9 protein-coding genes are annotated in these 16,933 nt (G+C 68.5%); 2 read left to right on the top strand and 7 right to left on the bottom strand.

The window, feature by feature from the left end; translation table 11 throughout:
- Nucleotides 1-27: 27 nt before the first annotated feature.
- From CFK41_RS02485 to CFK41_RS02505, 5 genes are all read right to left on the bottom strand, one after another.
- Entirely contained in the window at nucleotides 28-1,830 is a 1,803-nt protein-coding gene (locus CFK41_RS02485; protein WP_169928775.1) for a heparinase II/III domain-containing protein, read from the bottom strand.
- A 12-nt stretch (nucleotides 1,831-1,842) separates the two neighbouring features.
- Complete coding sequence (locus CFK41_RS02490; RefSeq protein WP_096798249.1) at nucleotides 1,843-6,483, bottom strand: glycosyltransferase; 4,641 nt, start codon at nucleotides 6,481-6,483, stop codon at nucleotides 1,843-1,845.
- 98 nt (nucleotides 6,484-6,581) lie between these two features.
- On the bottom strand, nucleotides 6,582-7,835 hold the full coding sequence (gene wecC / locus CFK41_RS02495) for a UDP-N-acetyl-D-mannosamine dehydrogenase (protein WP_096798250.1): 1,254 nt from the start codon (nucleotides 7,833-7,835) through the stop codon (nucleotides 6,582-6,584).
- Between the two features lie 213 nt (nucleotides 7,836-8,048).
- Entirely contained in the window at nucleotides 8,049-9,743 is a 1,695-nt protein-coding gene (locus CFK41_RS02500; RefSeq protein ID WP_096798251.1) for a heparinase II/III domain-containing protein, read from the bottom strand.
- Nucleotides 9,740-11,332 (bottom strand): glycosyltransferase, encoded by a 1,593-nt coding sequence (locus tag CFK41_RS02505; protein ID WP_169928776.1) that lies wholly within the window; start codon nucleotides 11,330-11,332, stop codon nucleotides 9,740-9,742. Before CFK41_RS02505 ends, CFK41_RS02500 begins: the two co-directional genes overlap by 4 nt.
- A 115-nt stretch (nucleotides 11,333-11,447) precedes the next feature.
- On the opposite strand from CFK41_RS02505, the gene CFK41_RS02510 reads away from it, so the two are divergent.
- Complete coding sequence (locus CFK41_RS02510; protein WP_151904646.1) at nucleotides 11,448-12,497, top strand: hypothetical protein; 1,050 nt, start codon at nucleotides 11,448-11,450, stop codon at nucleotides 12,495-12,497.
- 320 nt (nucleotides 12,498-12,817) lie between these two features.
- Nucleotides 12,818-13,195, top strand: a complete 378-nt coding sequence (locus CFK41_RS02515; protein WP_096798254.1) for a response regulator transcription factor — start codon at nucleotides 12,818-12,820, stop codon at nucleotides 13,193-13,195.
- On the opposite strand, the gene CFK41_RS02520 is transcribed toward CFK41_RS02515, so the two are convergent.
- Entirely contained in the window at nucleotides 13,176-15,065 is a 1,890-nt protein-coding gene (locus CFK41_RS02520) for a glycosyltransferase (RefSeq protein WP_096798255.1), read from the bottom strand. The genes CFK41_RS02515 and CFK41_RS02520 overlap by 20 nt on opposite strands.
- 136 nt (nucleotides 15,066-15,201) lie before the next feature.
- Nucleotides 15,202-16,899, bottom strand: a complete 1,698-nt coding sequence (locus tag CFK41_RS02525) for a PAS domain-containing sensor histidine kinase (protein WP_151904647.1) — start codon at nucleotides 16,897-16,899, stop codon at nucleotides 15,202-15,204.
- Nucleotides 16,900-16,933 lie beyond the last annotated feature (34 nt).

The following is a 16,933-nucleotide window of genomic DNA, read 5'->3' on the forward strand; positions in this document are numbered from 1 at the left end:
CCCCACTTCGCCGCGGGGTGACGGTGATTATCGCAGGACGTGGGAGAGGTCCGCGGCGGTCTGCTCGCCGCGGACCAGCACGGCGTCGGTGTCGGTCACGAGCGCGCTGAAGGCGTCGGTGTCGGCGCGAGCGATCTGCAGGTGCAGTCCCTGGTCCGTCTCCTCCATGGAGACGGAGACGGGGCGTGGCTCCTTCGCCGCGGTGAAGCTCAGCGCGGTGACCACCCGCCCCTGGATGCCGATGCTGCTGGTCTCGACCACCCGGGTCGGCTCGATCACCCGCCAGGTCGGGGAGAACCAGCCCTGGAACGGGGCGCGGGAGCCGCGGACGATTTTCGGCGTGACGGTTCCCTCCGGCCAGCTGAGCCGGAGCTCATTGGCTGCGGTGCGCACCACCACGGTGTCCGTCTCCTTGCGGTGGCTCGCCGTCGGGGCCAGGTGCCACGACTGGTTCACGGTGATCTCCTGGTCCGCGACGAACTCGTCGATCACCAGTGCGACCCCCCACTGCAGGGAGATGAGGAGGTGCCGGGTCAGGACGGTCCCGGCGTACCCGCGGTCCTCGAAGCGGTAGTGCTCGAAGTCGTCGTGCTGCCCGGAGGCGGTGAGCTCGACGGAGATGGTCCTGTCGTGCTCGACTCCGGCCACCGAGAGGGAGTTGTGCGATGCGCGCGAGAGGAGGTGCGCCCTGTACGGGTCCTTCGCGTCGTACGCGAACTTCCCCGAGTCGACGAGAAGCGACTCCCGTCCGGCCCAGAGGGTCAGCGACATCCCGTCGGCGTGCCCGTGGATCCGATTCTGCGGACCGAACCGGAGGCTGTAGAAGCTCGCATCGGCGAACTTCTGCCGCCGGTCGCCCCAGGTGGAGCGTCCGTAGATGTAGCCGGCATCGAACACGGCGATGCGATCGCGCGGGGCGATCCCCTTCGTCCCGCTGCTGCTGACGTAGTCGATCGCGGCATGTCCCAGGCCGCGCGGCGTGAACTCCTCGGTGTCACCGATCAGCTCGTACCGTCCGTCCGGCCGCGTGGAGTGCGCCATGGCCAGAGGGGCCTTCTCGATCCGGTCGAAGGCGTCCGGAGCGCTTCCTGTGGCGAGGAGGATCCTGCGGCGCAGCGTCCTCCACCAGAGGAAGTTGATCTGGTGGTACTGCACCGCGCCCTCTTCGTTGACCCCCTGGTCGTCGTAGGACTCCCGGAGCATCGTCTCCGAGCGGGAGACGGCGAGCTCGATCCACTCGGGACGGCGGAGGACGGCCCCGATCACGAGCAGCCCCTGATGCTGCTGCAGGGCGTGGTTCCCGGTGCGGATATGGCTCGGTTCAGCGAGCCACTCCCCGTGCTGTTCGATCGAGTGCAGCAGCGGAGGCAGCTTCTCGGGCCGGAGATCCTCGATCACAGGAAGCGCGAAGGTGAAGGTCATCGCGCGAGCGGCCTCGATCATGTCCGCCCAGGAGTAGTTCGCCCGGCCCTTCCCCGGAGGGTTCTTCTCGATCCAGCTCTCGGCGATGGAGAGCCAGAGGTCGATGAGCTCGTGGCGACCCTTCTGCGCCTGGCGGCGCAGCGGGTCCAGCCATCGGAGCATGTGGAACTGCGCGACCCAGTTCGGCTCCTTGAACGGGTTCTCGTACCAGGTGATCTCCGCCGGCATGGACCAGGTCGGATTGGGGGGCAGCGCCAACGAGCCCGTCAGGAGCTCCTGGACCTTCTTGGAGTCCTGGGGTGTGGGGTCGAAGGGAGTGCCGAAGGCGAGCCGCTCCGCCATGTCGCGCGAGTAGGCCGAGCTCGTCGACGTCGGGGTGGGCGGAGTCCGAGGATCGGGGGAAGTCATCATTGCAGCGGGTCAGGCGCCGGTCGGCGCGATGATCTCGAGCAGGGCGGGCATCGAGGTGGAGAGGGCGAACTGCTCCAGCACGACGGACCGCTCGTCCCGCTCCAGGCCCTCTCTCGCCCCGACGGATTCCACGATCCCGTCGACGGTGGCGGCGAGCCACTCGCGGGGGTAGATGAGATCGCTGCCGGGCCAGGCCAGCGACACGGGGAGAGCTCGGGACGCAGCACCGTCGGCGATCGTGAGGTGGAAGGATTCGAAGTCCGAGGTGGAGAGCGCGATCCCGATCTTCCGGTACCACTCCGGCATGTCGTCGCCCTGAGGGTCGAAGACGACCGCCCCGGGGTGGGCGGCGTTGATCGCCTCGATGCGTGCGTACTGCGCGTCGTACCACTCCATCTCGTCCGGCCGCTGCGCCATCCACGGGTAGTCCTCGGGCCGCTTGCCCTTGATGAAGAGCCGATAGTCGGGATCCCGCTCGAGCAGACGGGCAAGGACGTCCACGGCCAGATCGAGACGCTTGGCACGGGGGACGATCCCGACGAAGCCGAGGTGCTTCTCCGAGCCCTCGAGCTTCTCCAGGTCGAGATGCTCGGCGTCGACGAAGTTGGGGATCAGATGGGTCTTCTCCGCCGGGACGCCGTGGCTCTCCACAGCAGCTCGGCGGATCAGCTCGCCGACGAACACGTAGCCGTCGACCGATTCGTGGTTCACCCGGCTCAGATACGGCCGGAAGAGCTCCTGCGAGTGGCAGCGGATCACAAGACGCTGGTTCCGGCGCACGTGCTGGGAGTACCAGACGGCGTTGCCGAGTCCCCACTCGCACAGGACGATGTCCGCCTGCGCGAGCAGCTCGAGAGACCGCTCCTCGTCGTGCTGGGTGTGGTTGTCCCACTGGTCGATCAGCACGGTGTGCCCGGCCTCCTCGAGGGAGGCGAGGATCGAGCCGGCGAACTTCAGATCGTGGCCGGCCACGAGCACGGTCCGCGGACCCAGGGGCGGTGCCGCGGTCCTCCCGAGGGGCCGGGATCCGATGGCTTCGGTGCTCGGGGGCGAGGCGACCAGGAGCGTGACCCCGGCCTCGGACGGGGAGCGCAGCGCCTCCTCGACGGTGCTCGCCGCGCGGGCGATCCGGGTCGAGACCAGGCCGGAGGCCGAACCTGGTTCGACGCCCGGCGCCGCCAGCGTGCGGCCGATGGACGTCCCATCGGCGTACTCTGCCGCGATCCGGTCCCAGTCCCCGAAGCGAGGGGCGAGGAGGAGGTCCTCGAACCAGGTGCGCGGCAGGGGATCGGCCACCAGTCCGATCCACTCCTCGGCGACCTCGTGGACCGACTGGGAGTCGCGCACGTCGATTCCCGACCCGGTGAGCGCCGCGGTCGCCTCCGACGGCCCGGCGGGGACGAAGACGGTGCGCGGACGGAGGGACTGCGCCAGGACGGCATCGACGAGAGCGCTCGAGGCCTCGGTGAGGACCACGGCGTACGACGGCGAACCCGTCGCGCGCACCGGGATTCCGGCAGTGCGCAACAGCAGGGTCATGGCGCTCAGCACGGTGTGGGACCGGTGCACCGCTCGCATCTGGCGCCAGGCCTCTCGGACCCGTGCCTCGGGATCGGTGGACCAGGAGTGGAGCAGAGCCCTCCAGTAGGCCGAGTCCTTCGAGGCGGGGATCATCCCGCCGAAGGTCTCCTCGACACCACGGCCGGGTCCCGACAGAGCGATCCCGCCGCATGCCGCGATCTCCACCACGCGCCGGGAGAACATCGTCGGCGAGTCCATGACCGAGTTGCCGTTGAGATGAGCGAGGTGGGACTTGTAGGAGTCGATCACCTCGTCATACGGGAGGGCGCCCTCGCTGTACCGCTGGAACTCCGGCGGGAAGCGGTAGGGAGAATCCGGGAAGGCGGCCTGGCGGTCGTAGATGGTCAGCCCGTAGCTGGCGGCGGCGTCGAGCATCCGGTACAGCTCCCGCGAGCGCTCCTCGTACCTCTTGCCGTAATAGGTGCCGGCGTACGCGATCGTGTGCTGGTACGGGCGCCGGGAGGGCAGAGGATTGTGGATCGCGGGCTGGGCATAGAAGGGCATCGAGGAGACGGTGCGGGCGGAGGAGCCCGGGGTCTCCAGGTACTTCCCGATGATCCCGCCGTCGGTCGTGAAGACGTGGTCCACCAGCGCTGCGGTCGACCGGAACCGCTGGAAGTGGATCGGGTCCTCCTTGTTCCAGAAGGCAGTGGGGATCCCGTTCTGCCGGCAGTAGGCCAGGAGGCTCACGATGTCCTGATGGTCGTCGGGCCCGTAATCGCCGACGCCCCGGTGCCACTGCCCGCCGTTGCCCTCCCACGCGGACTCGACGAGGAGAAGGTCCATGGGATCCTGCTCGAGCTGGGCCAGCCACCGGGAGCGGTCGATCGGCACGGTACGGATCGAGGACGAGATGGACTTGGTGGTGAACTCGTCCGCGATGAGGCCGATCGTGACGTCCGCGAGGGAGATCTCAGCGGGCGCGACGCTCGCGTCGTGCGCAGCGACTGCGGCGCCGTGGGCGGACCTCATCGTCTCGGCGATGTGGGTCCAGGTGCGCTCGTCGAGCGTCCACAGTCGCGCGGTACGTCCCAGATCCCGGCGCAGATCCGCATCCGCGAGCAGCCTGGCGAGGGAATCGGCGAGCGAGGAGGCAGATCCGGCGTCGAACAGGCGGGCGCGCTCCTGTTGATGGCCGGCGAGATCTCGATGGGGCGCCACATCGGAGAGCAGCACGGCCTTCATCGAGGAGAAGGCCTCGAGCGGCTTGAGCGGCGAGACCATCTCGGTGACAGGTTGCGAGAGGCGAGGGATCGGCACGATGTCGAAGGTGCTCAGGAGCTGAGGCATCTCCTGGATCGGACGGCGACCGAGGAGCACCACGCTGTGGGCCCCGAGGTCGCTGCGGAGCGAACGGAGTTCGTCGTCCGCCGTGCCGGATCCGGCGATGACCACCTGGTGCTCGATCCCGTGCTCGTCCAGCAGCACCGAGGCTTCGATGAGCGTGCTCAGTCCCTCGTAGTCGACCATGCTCCCGGCAAAGCCGATGACGGGCACATCCGTGCGGATCTTGCGAGCCTTCGCGTAGGCGGTGTCCTTGGGGAGGGGCGCGAACTCGTCGGTGTCCACGGCGTTCGCGGCGATCGAGATCTTCTCGGACGGGATGCCGCGGGAGAGCAGCTCGTCCTTCACCTGGCGGGTGATCGCCAGGACGTGGTCCGCCTCGCGGGCGAGCAGGGTCTCGAGGCCCGAAATGGTCTCGTACTGCTCGCTGCCATCCCAGCTCGGCTTCGCGGCAGCCTGGGACATCTCCCAGAAGCCGCGGATCTCGTAGATGAAGGGCACGCCGAGCCGGCGCGCGGCGACGAGAGCGGGGAGGGCGGTGCGGTAGTTCGAGGCGGACTGTATGACGGAGGGCCGCTGCAGCAGGGCCTCGCGCGTGAAGGCGTCCGCCGACTCGATGAGGTAGCGGTCCATCGGCACGGTGCCGAGGCCGGAACCGGGCAGATGAACGTACTGGACCCCGTCCAGCTCCCGCATCGTGCGCTCGACAGAAGGCTTGGCGGCGTCGGCGCGGGAGTCCCACGGGTATCCGGCTCGGCCCACCACGCGCACGTCCGTGCCCGATCGGTGGAGCCCTTTGGCGACACCGCGGGTACGTGTCGAGTATCCGTTGGAATTGAAGACCGGCGTCGAGTGCACGCAGTACATGAGCCGACCCGGCTCGGGGAGATAGGCGACCCCTTCCGCACGCGGCGGGATCGTCGGGCCCTCGTGGCGCAGCCGGTGGTCTCCGAGGATGCGCTCGACCATCGACCTCCTGCGCTCCTCGAACTGCTCGACCAGATCTGGGTTCTCCCCGATCAGCCGTGCGGGCTCGTCGATGAGTCCGAGCCCGTACCATGCGCGATTCAGCACATGGGCAAAGGTCTCCGGGTCGGGGTGGGCTTCGAACTCATGGCGCAGGGTTGCGTAGCTGCGCTCTCCGACGGGGAGCGATGACTCCCCGGGGGTCTCGTCGACAGGGGCGGAGTTCGCAGTCTGCGGCTCAGGGGCAGCGCTCTGCGGAGGGGGCGCGGGCGTGGCGCCCGAGCCGTTCGGTGCGGAGCTCTCGTCGGACTGGACGTCTGCCGGCGTCGCCTTCTCGACAGGAGCTGCCTCCAGCTCGGCGGGCTTCCCGGGCTGGACGGGCCGCGTGCCGCCACGGAAGATCTTGGTGGGTCCGAGAACCGCCTTGCCGACCTTGAACGTCCTCGAGCCGCGTACACGCTCCAGGTCCTCACGGAGCCGTCGGGCCTCGCGCACGCTCTTGACGTGCTTGCCCTGCACGTCGGCGAGCTTGCCCTGCGCCGTGGAGAGCTTCGATTGCAGGGCCTCGGACTTCTTGCGCAGGGCCTTCTCGGCCTTCTTCCCCCGAGCCCTCTCCTGCTTCAGGGACTCCTCGAGCGAGGACTTCTCCTTCTCGGCGGCCTTCGCTCTCCGCTTGAGCTCCTGGATCCGCACCTTCTGCGTTCGATCGCGCGCCGCGAGTCCCTCGTACCGCTGGAGGAAGCTGTCGGGATCGGACATCGCCTCCCGCGCGTGCAGCAGGCGGATCTCTTCGTCGGAGCGTGTCTCGTCGTAGTGCATGTCTCGTTCCGTGGGGTGCGAAGGATGGACGGAGCGGTGAGGAGGTGAGCTGTGCGGGTCGAGGCACCGACACAGGTCAGAGGGTCACATGGTGGGCGTCAGCGCCACAAGCCCTTGGTATCGATGAGGACCTTCTCCCGGAGCTTCTCCCGATCGAACTCCTTGAAGGGGTCGTGGTCCACCATGAGCAGCACGATGTCGGCGCGCTCCACGGCGTCGTCGAGCTCGGCGAGCTGGACGTTGTCCTTGCCTGCGAACTCCTTGGGGAGCTCCTCGATGTTCGGCTCCACCACGAGCACCGTGCCATGGTCCAGACGGTCGGTGAGAGCGAGGGCGATGTCCTTGGAGGGGGACTCGCGCAGGTCGTCGATGTTGGCCTTGAAGGCGATGCCGAGAGCGGCCACCAAGGGGTTCTTCAGCTTGTCGGCCTTCTTCATCACCTTGTCGAGCACCAGCTCGGGCTTGGAGTCGTTGACCTCGCGAGCGGTGCGGATCAGGTTCGAGTACTCACGATCCGCAGAGACGATGAACCACGGGTCCACGGCGATGCAGTGCCCGCCCACACCGGGGCCCGGCTGGAGGATGTTGACGCGCGGGTGATGGTTGGCGAGCGCGATCAGCTCCCACACGTCGATGCCCTGGCGCTCGGAGATGATCGAGAGCTCGTTGGCGAAGGCGATGTTCACATCACGGAACGCGTTCTCGGTGAGCTTGGCCATCTCGGCCGTGCGTGCGTCGGTGACCAGGAGCTCGCCGTGGCAGAAGCTCGCGTAGAGCTCACGGTTGAGCTCGCCGGCCTCTTTGCCGAGTCCACCGATGATCCGGTCGTTCTCGACCATCTCGATCATGATGCGTCCCGGCAGCACTCGCTCCGGGGCGTGGGAGAAGTAGAGGGAGTTCGGGAGGTTCGGCTCGGTGGTGAACTCGGGCCGGGCTTCGAGGATGACCTGTGCCATGTGCTCGGTGGCGCCGGGGGGAGAGGTGGACTCGAGGACGACGAGCTCGCCGCCCGAGAGCTTCGGGGCGATACCGGCCGCGGCGGCCTCGATGTAGGAGAGATCTGCGTCGTGATCGCCCTTGAACGGCGTGGGGACCGAGACGATGTAGGCGTCCGCCACGGGAGTCTCGGTCTGGGCGGAGAGCTTGCCCTGGGCGACGGTGCCCGCGACGACGGTCTCGAGCCCCTCCTCGACGAACGGCACCTTGCCGGCGTTGATCGCGTCGACGTTCGACTGCTTGATGTCGACGCCGATCACGGTCTTGCCCGCCTGCGCGAGAACAGCGGCCGTGGGAAGGCCGATGTAGCCGAGACCGATCACTGCCACGGTATCGAGAGGGACGTTCGGGCTCATCGAGGAATCTCCTTGGGTGGGGAGGGGAGGGGAGGGAGAGGGGCGGTCGAGGGTTACCGTAGCCCCTCAGGACCGATACCAGGACAGGGTGCAGGTCACGCAGCGGCGAAGTTACCCATCGTTCTTGTCACATGTACGGAATCCGATGCGGCGCGGGCTGGTCGAGCACGGTCCGCCGAATGCCGCTGATGCTGCCGGATCCTCGGTATGCGGTCAGATCGCAGGGAACGAGACGGCGGTCGGCGACAAGAGGATCCGCTCGGTGGTGCCGTTGATCGTCACATCCAGCACGATCCGGCCCGGCACCGCTACCGGCACCTGCTGGACGGTCGGTGGCGTCATCGACCCCGCGCTGAGCACGGTGACGAAGGTCAGCGCCGTGCCCCGCCGTTCGGCGAGGACGGCGGTGGCTGGAGCCATCTGCTTCCAGCCCGTCGAGATGTATCCGTCGAACGGGTCATCCTGTGCGGTGATCGTCGAGATCTCCGTGGGCCCGTCATCGAACCACAGCACGCCCGAACGATCACCTGAGGTGAGGGCGACCGTGTTCCCCTGGATCTCAGCGTCGACCGAGGTCCCCAGCTGCCATCGCTGCACGCCGGTGATCTGGCGCTTCGAGGCGGCGTGGTCGAGGACGACCAGGTACTCGCCGCGTGTCGAGAAGATGACTCGGCGAGTGATCTCGATGCCGTCGTAGCTCAGATCCTCGACCACGAACTCGTGGGCCCGCGAGGTGATCGAGCGGTGGGTCAGCTCCGTGTAGGGCTCTTTGAACGCTGTCCTGCCATCGATCGACAGCAGCGAGTGCGCGGCGCGGGAGACGAAATGGTCTCGAGCAGTGCCGCGCCCGTACTGGTATTTGCCGGGATCGACCACCCAGTGGACTCCGCCTGCGGAGTACGTGAGTGAGGAGCCGTCAGGGTGTCCATGCACTCGCCGCGAGGGGCCGAATCGGAGAGAGTAGAAGGTCTGCTCGGCGAACGGCCGCTGACGCGTACCCCAGCCGGAGCGCCCGAAGACGTAGCCCGCGTCGTAGACCTTCACCAGGTCCTTGGGGGCTGTGCCCTCGCGTCCGTTCGTCGTCACGTAGGCGACGAACGGACTCTGGACCTGCTTCGGGTTCTGCACATCGGTGTCCCCGATGGGGACGAGCGTCCCATCGGGCCGGGTGGCATGCGCGATCTCCTCCGGCGCCTGGAGGTGCCGGTCGGTGCCGTCAGGGCGGGGCAAGTTCTCCAGATCGAAGCGGCGCAGGGCCCGTTCCCACCACAGGAAGTTGTTGTAATGGTAGGCCGTGGCGCCCTCGGCGTTCACCCCCTGCTCGTCGTACTGCTCCATGAGCAGCGTGCTCATCCGGCGAGAAGCGAGCTGCCAGAGCCGCTCGTCCTTGAGCACACGACCGCACATGAAGAGGGACTCCTGCTGGTGGAGCGCGTGGTTGGCGTTGCCCATGTTCGCGGGATCCGCCAGGTGCTCTGCATGGACGCGGATCGTCCGCTCGAGCCACTCGAGCTGCTCGGGGTCGCGCTCGGCGAGCAGTGTCGATGCGGAGCACAGCTGCTGGGCACGGATGCCGTCCGACATGTCGGTCCATGCCCAGGAGGTCGTGGGCGCGCTGGGAGGGTTCTTCTCCACCCAGTCATGGATCCACCGCGACCACATCGCGTAGGCCCGATCGTCGCCGTGCGCCGCCGCTCGGCGCAGCGGATCGAGCCAGCGCAGCATGTGGTACTGGAACCGCCAGTTGCGATCCTCGAAAGGGTCCTCCAGCCAGGTGGGTTCCTCCGGCAGAGTCCACCGGGGGTGGGGAGACATGTGTAGCACGCCGGAGAGCAGCTTCTTGATCTCGTCCGGGTTCACGGACGTGACGAGCGTCTGCCGCCGAGCGGCCTCGAGGTCGAGCGTCACTCCACGATCTCCGCATACACCTCGGCGACGGTCGCCGCGAGCTGACGCCAGTCCCGTTCGGCCACCACCCAGTCGCGTGCCTGGCCGCCCAGCCGGGCAGCGAGTTCGTGGTCATCCAGCAGCAGCTCCAGCTGCCCGGTGAGCGAGTCGGCGCTGCCCTTGGCGTGCAGCAGGCCGTTCCTGCCCGGGGTCACGATCTCCGCGAGCGCGGCGACGTCCGAGGCGATGACCGCCTTGCCCATCGCCATCGCCTCGAAGGGCTTCAGCGGGGAGACCATCTCGCACACCGGCAGCGGCAGGCGCGGGAACGGCGTCACGTCGATGATCGAGTAGTACCGTTCCACCTCCTCGTGCGGGACGCGGCCGGTGAAGGTGACCACGTCATCCAGACCCTGAGAGGTCGCGCTCGACTGCAGCTCCTCGAGCTTGGCGCCGTCGCCGATGATCAGCACGTGGAAGTCCTCGCGACTGCGCTTCAGCGTGGCCGCGGATTCGAGCAGCAGGTCCAGCCCCTCGTAGTCCACGATCGTTCCCACGTACCCGATGACGGTCTTCCCGGCCACGCCCAGCTGTGCGGCGAGCTCCTCGTCACGGGGGAGCGGCGTGAAGCGCTCGGTGTCCACGCCGTTGGGAACGAGCACGATCTTGGCCTCGTCCACGCCGCGCTCCACCAACTCGGTCTTCAGCGCCTGCGTGATGGCGAGGACCTTCGTGGCGCCGCGGGCGGCGTCGGCCTCCATGCGGGCGATGTACCGGTACTGGTCGCTGCGGCCCCACTCGGGGTCGCGAGACCCGCGGGTGACCTCCCAGAGACCGCGCACCTCGTACACCGACGGGATGCCGAGCAGGCGGCCGGTCTGCACGGCGGCCAGGCCGTTCCAGTGGTTCGAGGCGCCGTGCAGGATCGCAGGACGCTCCGCGCGGGCCAGCGGCAGCAGCGCGTCGGTGTACCGCGCCACGTAGTCGTGCATCGGGTTCTTCTTCTCGATCTGCCGCCCGGTGAGCAGGTGGTGGTAGTCCACCTCGCCCACCACCTCGCTGGCCGGGAGCTCGGGGACGTCCGCCATCTTCGGCATGTCATAGGGATAGCCCAGCCGGGTCACGCCGTCCACGTCCCAGCCGATGCGACCCAGCTCCGTGAGCAGGCCGTGGGTGCGGGTGGCGTAGCCGCCCGAGTGGTTGGGGAGGGCGTTGTGCAGCAGGTAGAGAACGTGGTCCGGGCGAGGTTCGTACTCGGGCTCGCTGCGCATCTCAGGAAGGGGGAAGCCGTTCCGTGCCAGATCGGAGTTGCGCACTGCAACGGACCCCGTGGCCGATGCGCCAGGAGTGTTCGAGAGCGCGGACGGCTTCGCCCGTCGCGATTCCTGGCGACTCCACCACAGGCGGAATTCGGCGATGCCGCCGTGGCGGAGGTGCCACAGCCCCTTCCTCAGGGTCGCGAAGTCTCCGGCGTTCGCGAGCGCCGACGGCTTCGCGCGGCGGGACTCCTGGCGGCTCCACCACTGCCGGAATTCGGCGATGCCGCCGTGGCGGAGGTGCCACAGCCCCTTCCTCAGGGTGTCGAGGCGGGACGTCTGCGGGTCGGGCACGGGGAACCTCCGGGCTGGGGGCGAGATCGCGCTCAGTCTAGAGCGGCGACCGACCGGTACGGTGGTGGACGGCGTGTGGTGATGACCCTGCGCACAGGACTTTCGAAGGACTGCGATGACCGACGTCGACACCCCGGCTCCGCACCGCCGCCCCTGGCTCCTCACCGGCGCGATCCTGCTCCTGGTGCTCGTCGTCCTTCTGGGCATCCTTGCCCTCCGTGGACAGGGCGGCGCCGACCGCCATGCCGCTCCCGCCTCGTCGGCCGCAGCGACCACCACGGCGCCGCCGTACCCCTCGGCCCCCTACTCCCGCGTGGATGACACCACCCTCACCGTCCCCGAGAAGACCCGCTTCGCCCCCGGCACCTTCTGGGCGACGGCGGGCACCGAGTACCTGGTCTCCATGGATCTCCAGAGCGTGAAGCCCGAGGGCAGCGGCGGTCGCTCCATGTACCTGGGCGTGACGCTGAGCTGCTCCCCGCAGGCCGGCGGCCCCGGCATCTCCGTCGGCGGAACCCAGAACATGCTCACCGGTGAGACGACGACCTACAGCAATCAGGGCCTCATCTCGGTGCCCGAGGACGGCGCGATCGACTGCAGCATCAAGGCGTCGGCCCCGTATGACGACGTCGCCTCGAACGGCACCTCGTTCGACATCGACGCCACCTGGAACGCGACGCCCGTCGACGGCGAGGCGCAGGCCTCCGACGAGAAGGGACTGCCCCGCACGATCGCCGCCGGCGCCGAGGAGACGGTCATGAGCACCGACCTCCCGCCGGACCAGGGCGGCGGGGACGACCTGCACGCGCTGACCAGCCTCCACCTGACCACCTGCACCATCGTGAACGGCTCCCGCGAGGACGGCCGCGCCTGGTGCTCACCGAACGCCCTCGACAAGAACGGCAGCACCGTGACCACCACGCTGAGAGCCGACCTCGTGGACGACAGCGGCACCGTCTGCCAGAACCTCGGGACGCTGTCCGGAGAAGCGGACCACATCGACCTCTACCGTCACCATCGGGTGCTGTCGCTCGAGCTTGACGAGACCGTGCCGAGGCAGCCATGCGGCGAGACAGTGCGTGTCTCGACGAGCGTGCACAACGAAGGTCCTGCGCCGTTGGTGGTGCATCGTTCGAACTCATCGCTCGTGGTGGTGGGGGAGTAGCGCGAGGTCGCACCGATCTCTCAGCTGGACAGCCGTAACCTCTTCTCGCTGTCGCCGACTCTGGAGGTCGCTTGGTCGGGCGCGTCGTCCCGGCCTGCCTCGTGCGCCATATCGGGGATGCCGAGCTGGAGGTCGGTCACCGGGGAGTTCCACTGGGGCGTGGTGTAGTCCACGGCGCCCCGCCCGGGAGGTGCGGCGGGCCGAGTTCGCAGGAGATCGGTGCGGAACAGAGGTCTGCGCGGGGATCGCGCGTCGTACCCGACTCGATACGCTGACACCTGACAGGAACCACCGCGTACACGGGAAGAAGGGGAACCGGGATGGCCACGGCACTGGTGATCGAGGACGACGACGACATCCGTCGGCTGCTGGAGGTGGTGCTCGGCCAGGCCGGGTACCGCGTCTCCGCCGCGGCCAACGGTGCCGACGGGCTGGAGGCGCTCGAGGCGCAGTCCCCGGACCTCCTGCTGGTGGACGTGGGCCTGTCCGACATCGAGGGCTACGAGGTGGTGCGCCGTGCGCGCCCCCAGGTGGGCGGGCACATCGTGATGCTCAGCGCCCGGCCCGAGGAGTCCGATGCCCGGCTCGGTCTCGAGGCGGGTGCCGACGAATACCTGACCAAGCCGTTCCGCCCCCGCCGGTTGCGCGAGCAGCTCGCCGAGATCATCGAGCGACCCGTCACGAGCGGGGAACGGTGACCATCCGGGACTCGGTCACGGCCGGCTCCGCCTGACGCGGGGTGTCCAGCAGGGCGCGGCGCACCGACACCTCCTTGCGCAGCATGTCCACCGTCTCCCGACCGATCGCGAGGACCACCGGCAGCCGGTCGCGGCACTCCTCCAGAGCATCCCGCGCCACGGCCTGTTCCAGACCGATGGAGGCCTGCTCGAGGCGCGCCGCTCCCACCATCGCCGAGGACACCCGGAGGCTGCCGATCGCGTCGCGGATCGCCGACGGATCCTCAGCGGCGACCGCCCGCTCGAGCCGTGAGGCCCGGGTGGGCCACATGATGGCCCAGCCGGCCACGAAGTCGATCCCCAGATCGGAACGTCCCTCGAGCTCGGCGGAGAGCTCCTCGAGCTCCTCCAGGCGCATCAGCGGCAGCGCCTCCAGCGCCGCGTCGAGAATGACCGGAGCCGACGAGCGGCCGTCGGCGTTGCGTCGCGTCTTCGCCCAGCCGGTGCTGCCTGACAGCGCCCGCCAGGCGGCTCGCAGGTAGTACACGTAGGTCAGGTACACGTACACGAGGTTGCACAGCCCCAGCCCCACCGCGAGCGGCCAGGACACCTCCCCATCGGTCACCCGGTGATATACCAGCCCCCACACGGCGTAGGGCAGCACCAGGAAGAACAGTCCGGTGGCGACGATCGTCGCCAGGGAGCTCGCGGACCAGAACCCGCCGGGATCCTCCGTCAGGCCCAGGATCAGCAGCAGCGGTATCAGCACGAGGTTCAGCATCATGATCAGCGGCTGCAGCATGAAGTAGTGGATCTCCAGCAGCCCGGCCGCGCTCAGATGACCGCTGCGTCGCAGCCCGGGCAGGGCGGAGGCGCACTCCATGTTCCCCTGCGCCCAGCGGGTCCGCTGGGTGATCAACCGACGAGTGAAGGGCAGCGCCTCCTGGGACACATGGGCCTCGCGCACGTAGTGGTTGCGCATCCCCTGGTGCAGGATGTTCAGCCCCAGCTCGTAGTCCTCGGAGAGCTTCTTCCCCCACGGCTTGCCGTGCTCCTCGGTGAGGGTGTCCAGCACCGAGAGCCGGGTGAACTGACCGTTCCCGCCCATGCCCACGGTGCCTGTACGCACACGCAGCACCTGCATCGCCGAGTTGGTGGTGCGGAACTCCAGATCCTGCATCCGCACCAGCGCTCGACCGACCGCATTGCGAAGCCGTCCGTCGTCCGGACGCGGCCGGCGGTCCCCGCGATTCTTCATCCACACCTCGAGCTGCACCGCACCGATCGACTCGTCCCCGAAGGACTCGGGCCCGGCCAGCATCGGCAGCGCATTGTCGGAGAGGAAGCCGTCCGCGTCCAGCACCCCGACAATCGCGCGATGACGCGTGGCCTCATCCCCGTCCACATGCTCCGAGACGATCCGGTAGGCGGCGTTGAGAGCATCGCCCTTCCCGGTCCGGGCCTCCGGCGCGATGCGCGAGATCAGGTGCACGCGGTCGTCGAACACCATCAGGTCCCGCACGACCGCCGCAGTCGCGTCCTCGCTCGCGTCGTCGATCACCCAGACGTGCATCGCGGGGAACGAGGAGCGGGCTGCGGAGACGGTCTCGGCGATCACGTTCTCCTCGTCGCGGCAGGGCACCAGCACGTGCCACTCGAGCTCAGCAGGATCACCGGGGGAATTGCGCGGGCGGCGCACCTCGCGCAGGAAGGTCAGCAGCAGCAGCGACACGTAGGTGAGCGCGCAGGCGGCGACCGCGGTCAGCAGCGCCACCGCGACATCGCGCCACAGGGACTCGCCGAGGGTGCCGAACACCCCGGAGACCCCGAAGGCCACCACGGCCAGGAGGGCGTAGAACACGGCCAGGACGACCGTCACTGCAGTTCTCATGGTCGTGCTCACTTCCTCATGGTCGTCTCCGGACGATCGTAGCGATCCGAGAATGCTGCACATACGGCCCGGAGGCACGTGGATCCGCGGTGTGCGGCACAGTTCCCGCGCCTGCGGCCTTCGTGCCCCGTGGTGTCTATGTCGTCGGGGAGTCCCTCTGCCCGGGATCGTCGGCCCCCTCCGCATGGGATTCCAGCGGGAAGCGGATGGTGAAGGTGGAGCCCTCGCCGAGGATCGAGCGCACCGAGATCTGCCCGTTGTGCGCCACCACGATCCTGCGGGTGAGGGACAGCCCGATGCCGTGGCCGGCGATCGCGCTCTCCCGTGCGGTCGGAGTGCGGTAGTACTCGGTGAACAGCTCGGTCTGCTCCTTGGCGGACATCCCGACTCCGGAGTCGACGACGGTGAGCTCGACATGGTTGCTGCGCACTCCGGTGTGCACCGAGACACGGCCCTCGCGCGGGGTGTACTTCAGGGCGTTGGAGAGCAGGTTGGCGACCGCCTGGCGCATCCGGTGCGCGTCCAGCGGAAGCTCCGGCGTCTCCCGAAGGTCCTGCTCGATCTCGATCCCTGCGTCCTGAGCCTGCGGGGCGACGCTCTCCGCACAATCTCGCGCGATCTCGGAGAGCCGGTCGGGGCGCAGCGTCAGCTGCTGGGTACCCGAGCGCGAAACCTGGTCGGAGAGCAGGTCCTGCACGATCAGCAGCAGCTGCTCCGCATTGCGGCTCGCCACCTCCAGATGCGAGGTTGCTTCCACCGAGAGGTCACGATCGTCCCGGGCCAGCTCGAGATACCCGATCACCGAGGTCAGCGGGGTCCGCAGCTCATGGGACACCGCAGCGACGAACCGCTCCTGCGAACGGACGGTCTCGATGTAGGAGCTGACGTCCGAGAACACCACCACCGCTCCCGAGCGGACTCCGCGATGGTCGAGGATCTGACGCGCCGAGGCGGAGAAAGAGGCTCCGCGCCCGGGGGGTCCGGCGGTGACGATGTAGTTGGAGAAGGTCTCCCCCAGCACCGCCCGTCGCACGGGCCGCTGCTCCGTCGGGATCGCGGTTGAGGTTCCGGGATACCGCAGCAGCAGGAGACCCTCGTCCGGATCCGCGACGCCCTCCGGGGTGCAGAGCTCGTGGATCCGACGCTGGGTCCGGTTCATCAGCACGTCGTGACCATCACGGTCCACCACCACGATCCCGACGTCCACACTGTCGATGATGCTGGTCAGCAGCTGCTCCGAGGTGTCGGCGGCTTCGAGCAGCGCGGCCTTCTCCCTGAGCCCCTGAGCCAGTTGGTCGTTCCGGCCGTCCAGCAGCGCCAGCCCGCCCGTGATCAGCAGTCCGATCTGCAGCACGGTGAACGGCAGCAGCAGCGAGTTCGCGATCGTCAGCGAATCGATGAGCTCCGTGCGAACCAGCGCCGGGACGGTGACCAGCAGGGTGACGCTGGCGGTGCCGATGAGCACACCGGCGGAGCGCAACCGGGCCGCCAGCCAGACGACCGGGATAAGAGTCAACAAGGAGACTGCGACGGCGTAGTCGCGCATGAGGTCCCGGGTGACGGCAACGGCCACGATGTCCATCACCGGGACCACCGCTCCCCAGGAGGCGGGGAGCGCCTCCCAGCGGATCGTCATCGCAAGTACGGTCGCGAGCACCAGGATGCCCAGGGCGAACAGGTACGGCGCCGCGATCACCAGCTCGATGTGGGAGAGCGCGATCAGCGCCGTGAAGGAGAGCATGAACCCCGCGAAGTACAGCTGCTTCGACGCAGTCCCGCCGACAGGGGAGCGGACGCGGTCGAGTCGTGCGGACAGTGAGCCGGGGACCTGCACGGGGGAGCTCCTCAGGATCGGGTAGGACGTGACT

It is taken from the genome of Brachybacterium ginsengisoli (assembly GCF_002407065.1).
Lineage (GTDB): Bacteria > Actinomycetota > Actinomycetes > Actinomycetales > Dermabacteraceae > Brachybacterium > Brachybacterium ginsengisoli.

Coding starts and splice junctions, on each gene's coding strand:
- CFK41_RS02485 (WP_169928775.1), bottom strand. CDS start 1,830: ATGACTTCCCCCGATCCTCGGACTCCGCCCACCCCGACGTCGACGAGC.
- CFK41_RS02490 (WP_096798249.1), bottom strand. CDS start 6,483: ATGCACTACGACGAGACACGCTCCGACGAAGAGATCCGCCTGCTGCAC.
- wecC (WP_096798250.1), bottom strand. CDS start 7,835: ATGAGCCCGAACGTCCCTCTCGATACCGTGGCAGTGATCGGTCTCGGC.
- CFK41_RS02510 (WP_151904646.1), top strand. CDS start 11,448: ATGACCGACGTCGACACCCCGGCTCCGCACCGCCGCCCCTGGCTCCTC.
- CFK41_RS02515 (WP_096798254.1), top strand. CDS start 12,818: ATGGCCACGGCACTGGTGATCGAGGACGACGACGACATCCGTCGGCTG.
- CFK41_RS02520 (WP_096798255.1), bottom strand. CDS start 15,065: ATGAGAACTGCAGTGACGGTCGTCCTGGCCGTGTTCTACGCCCTCCTG.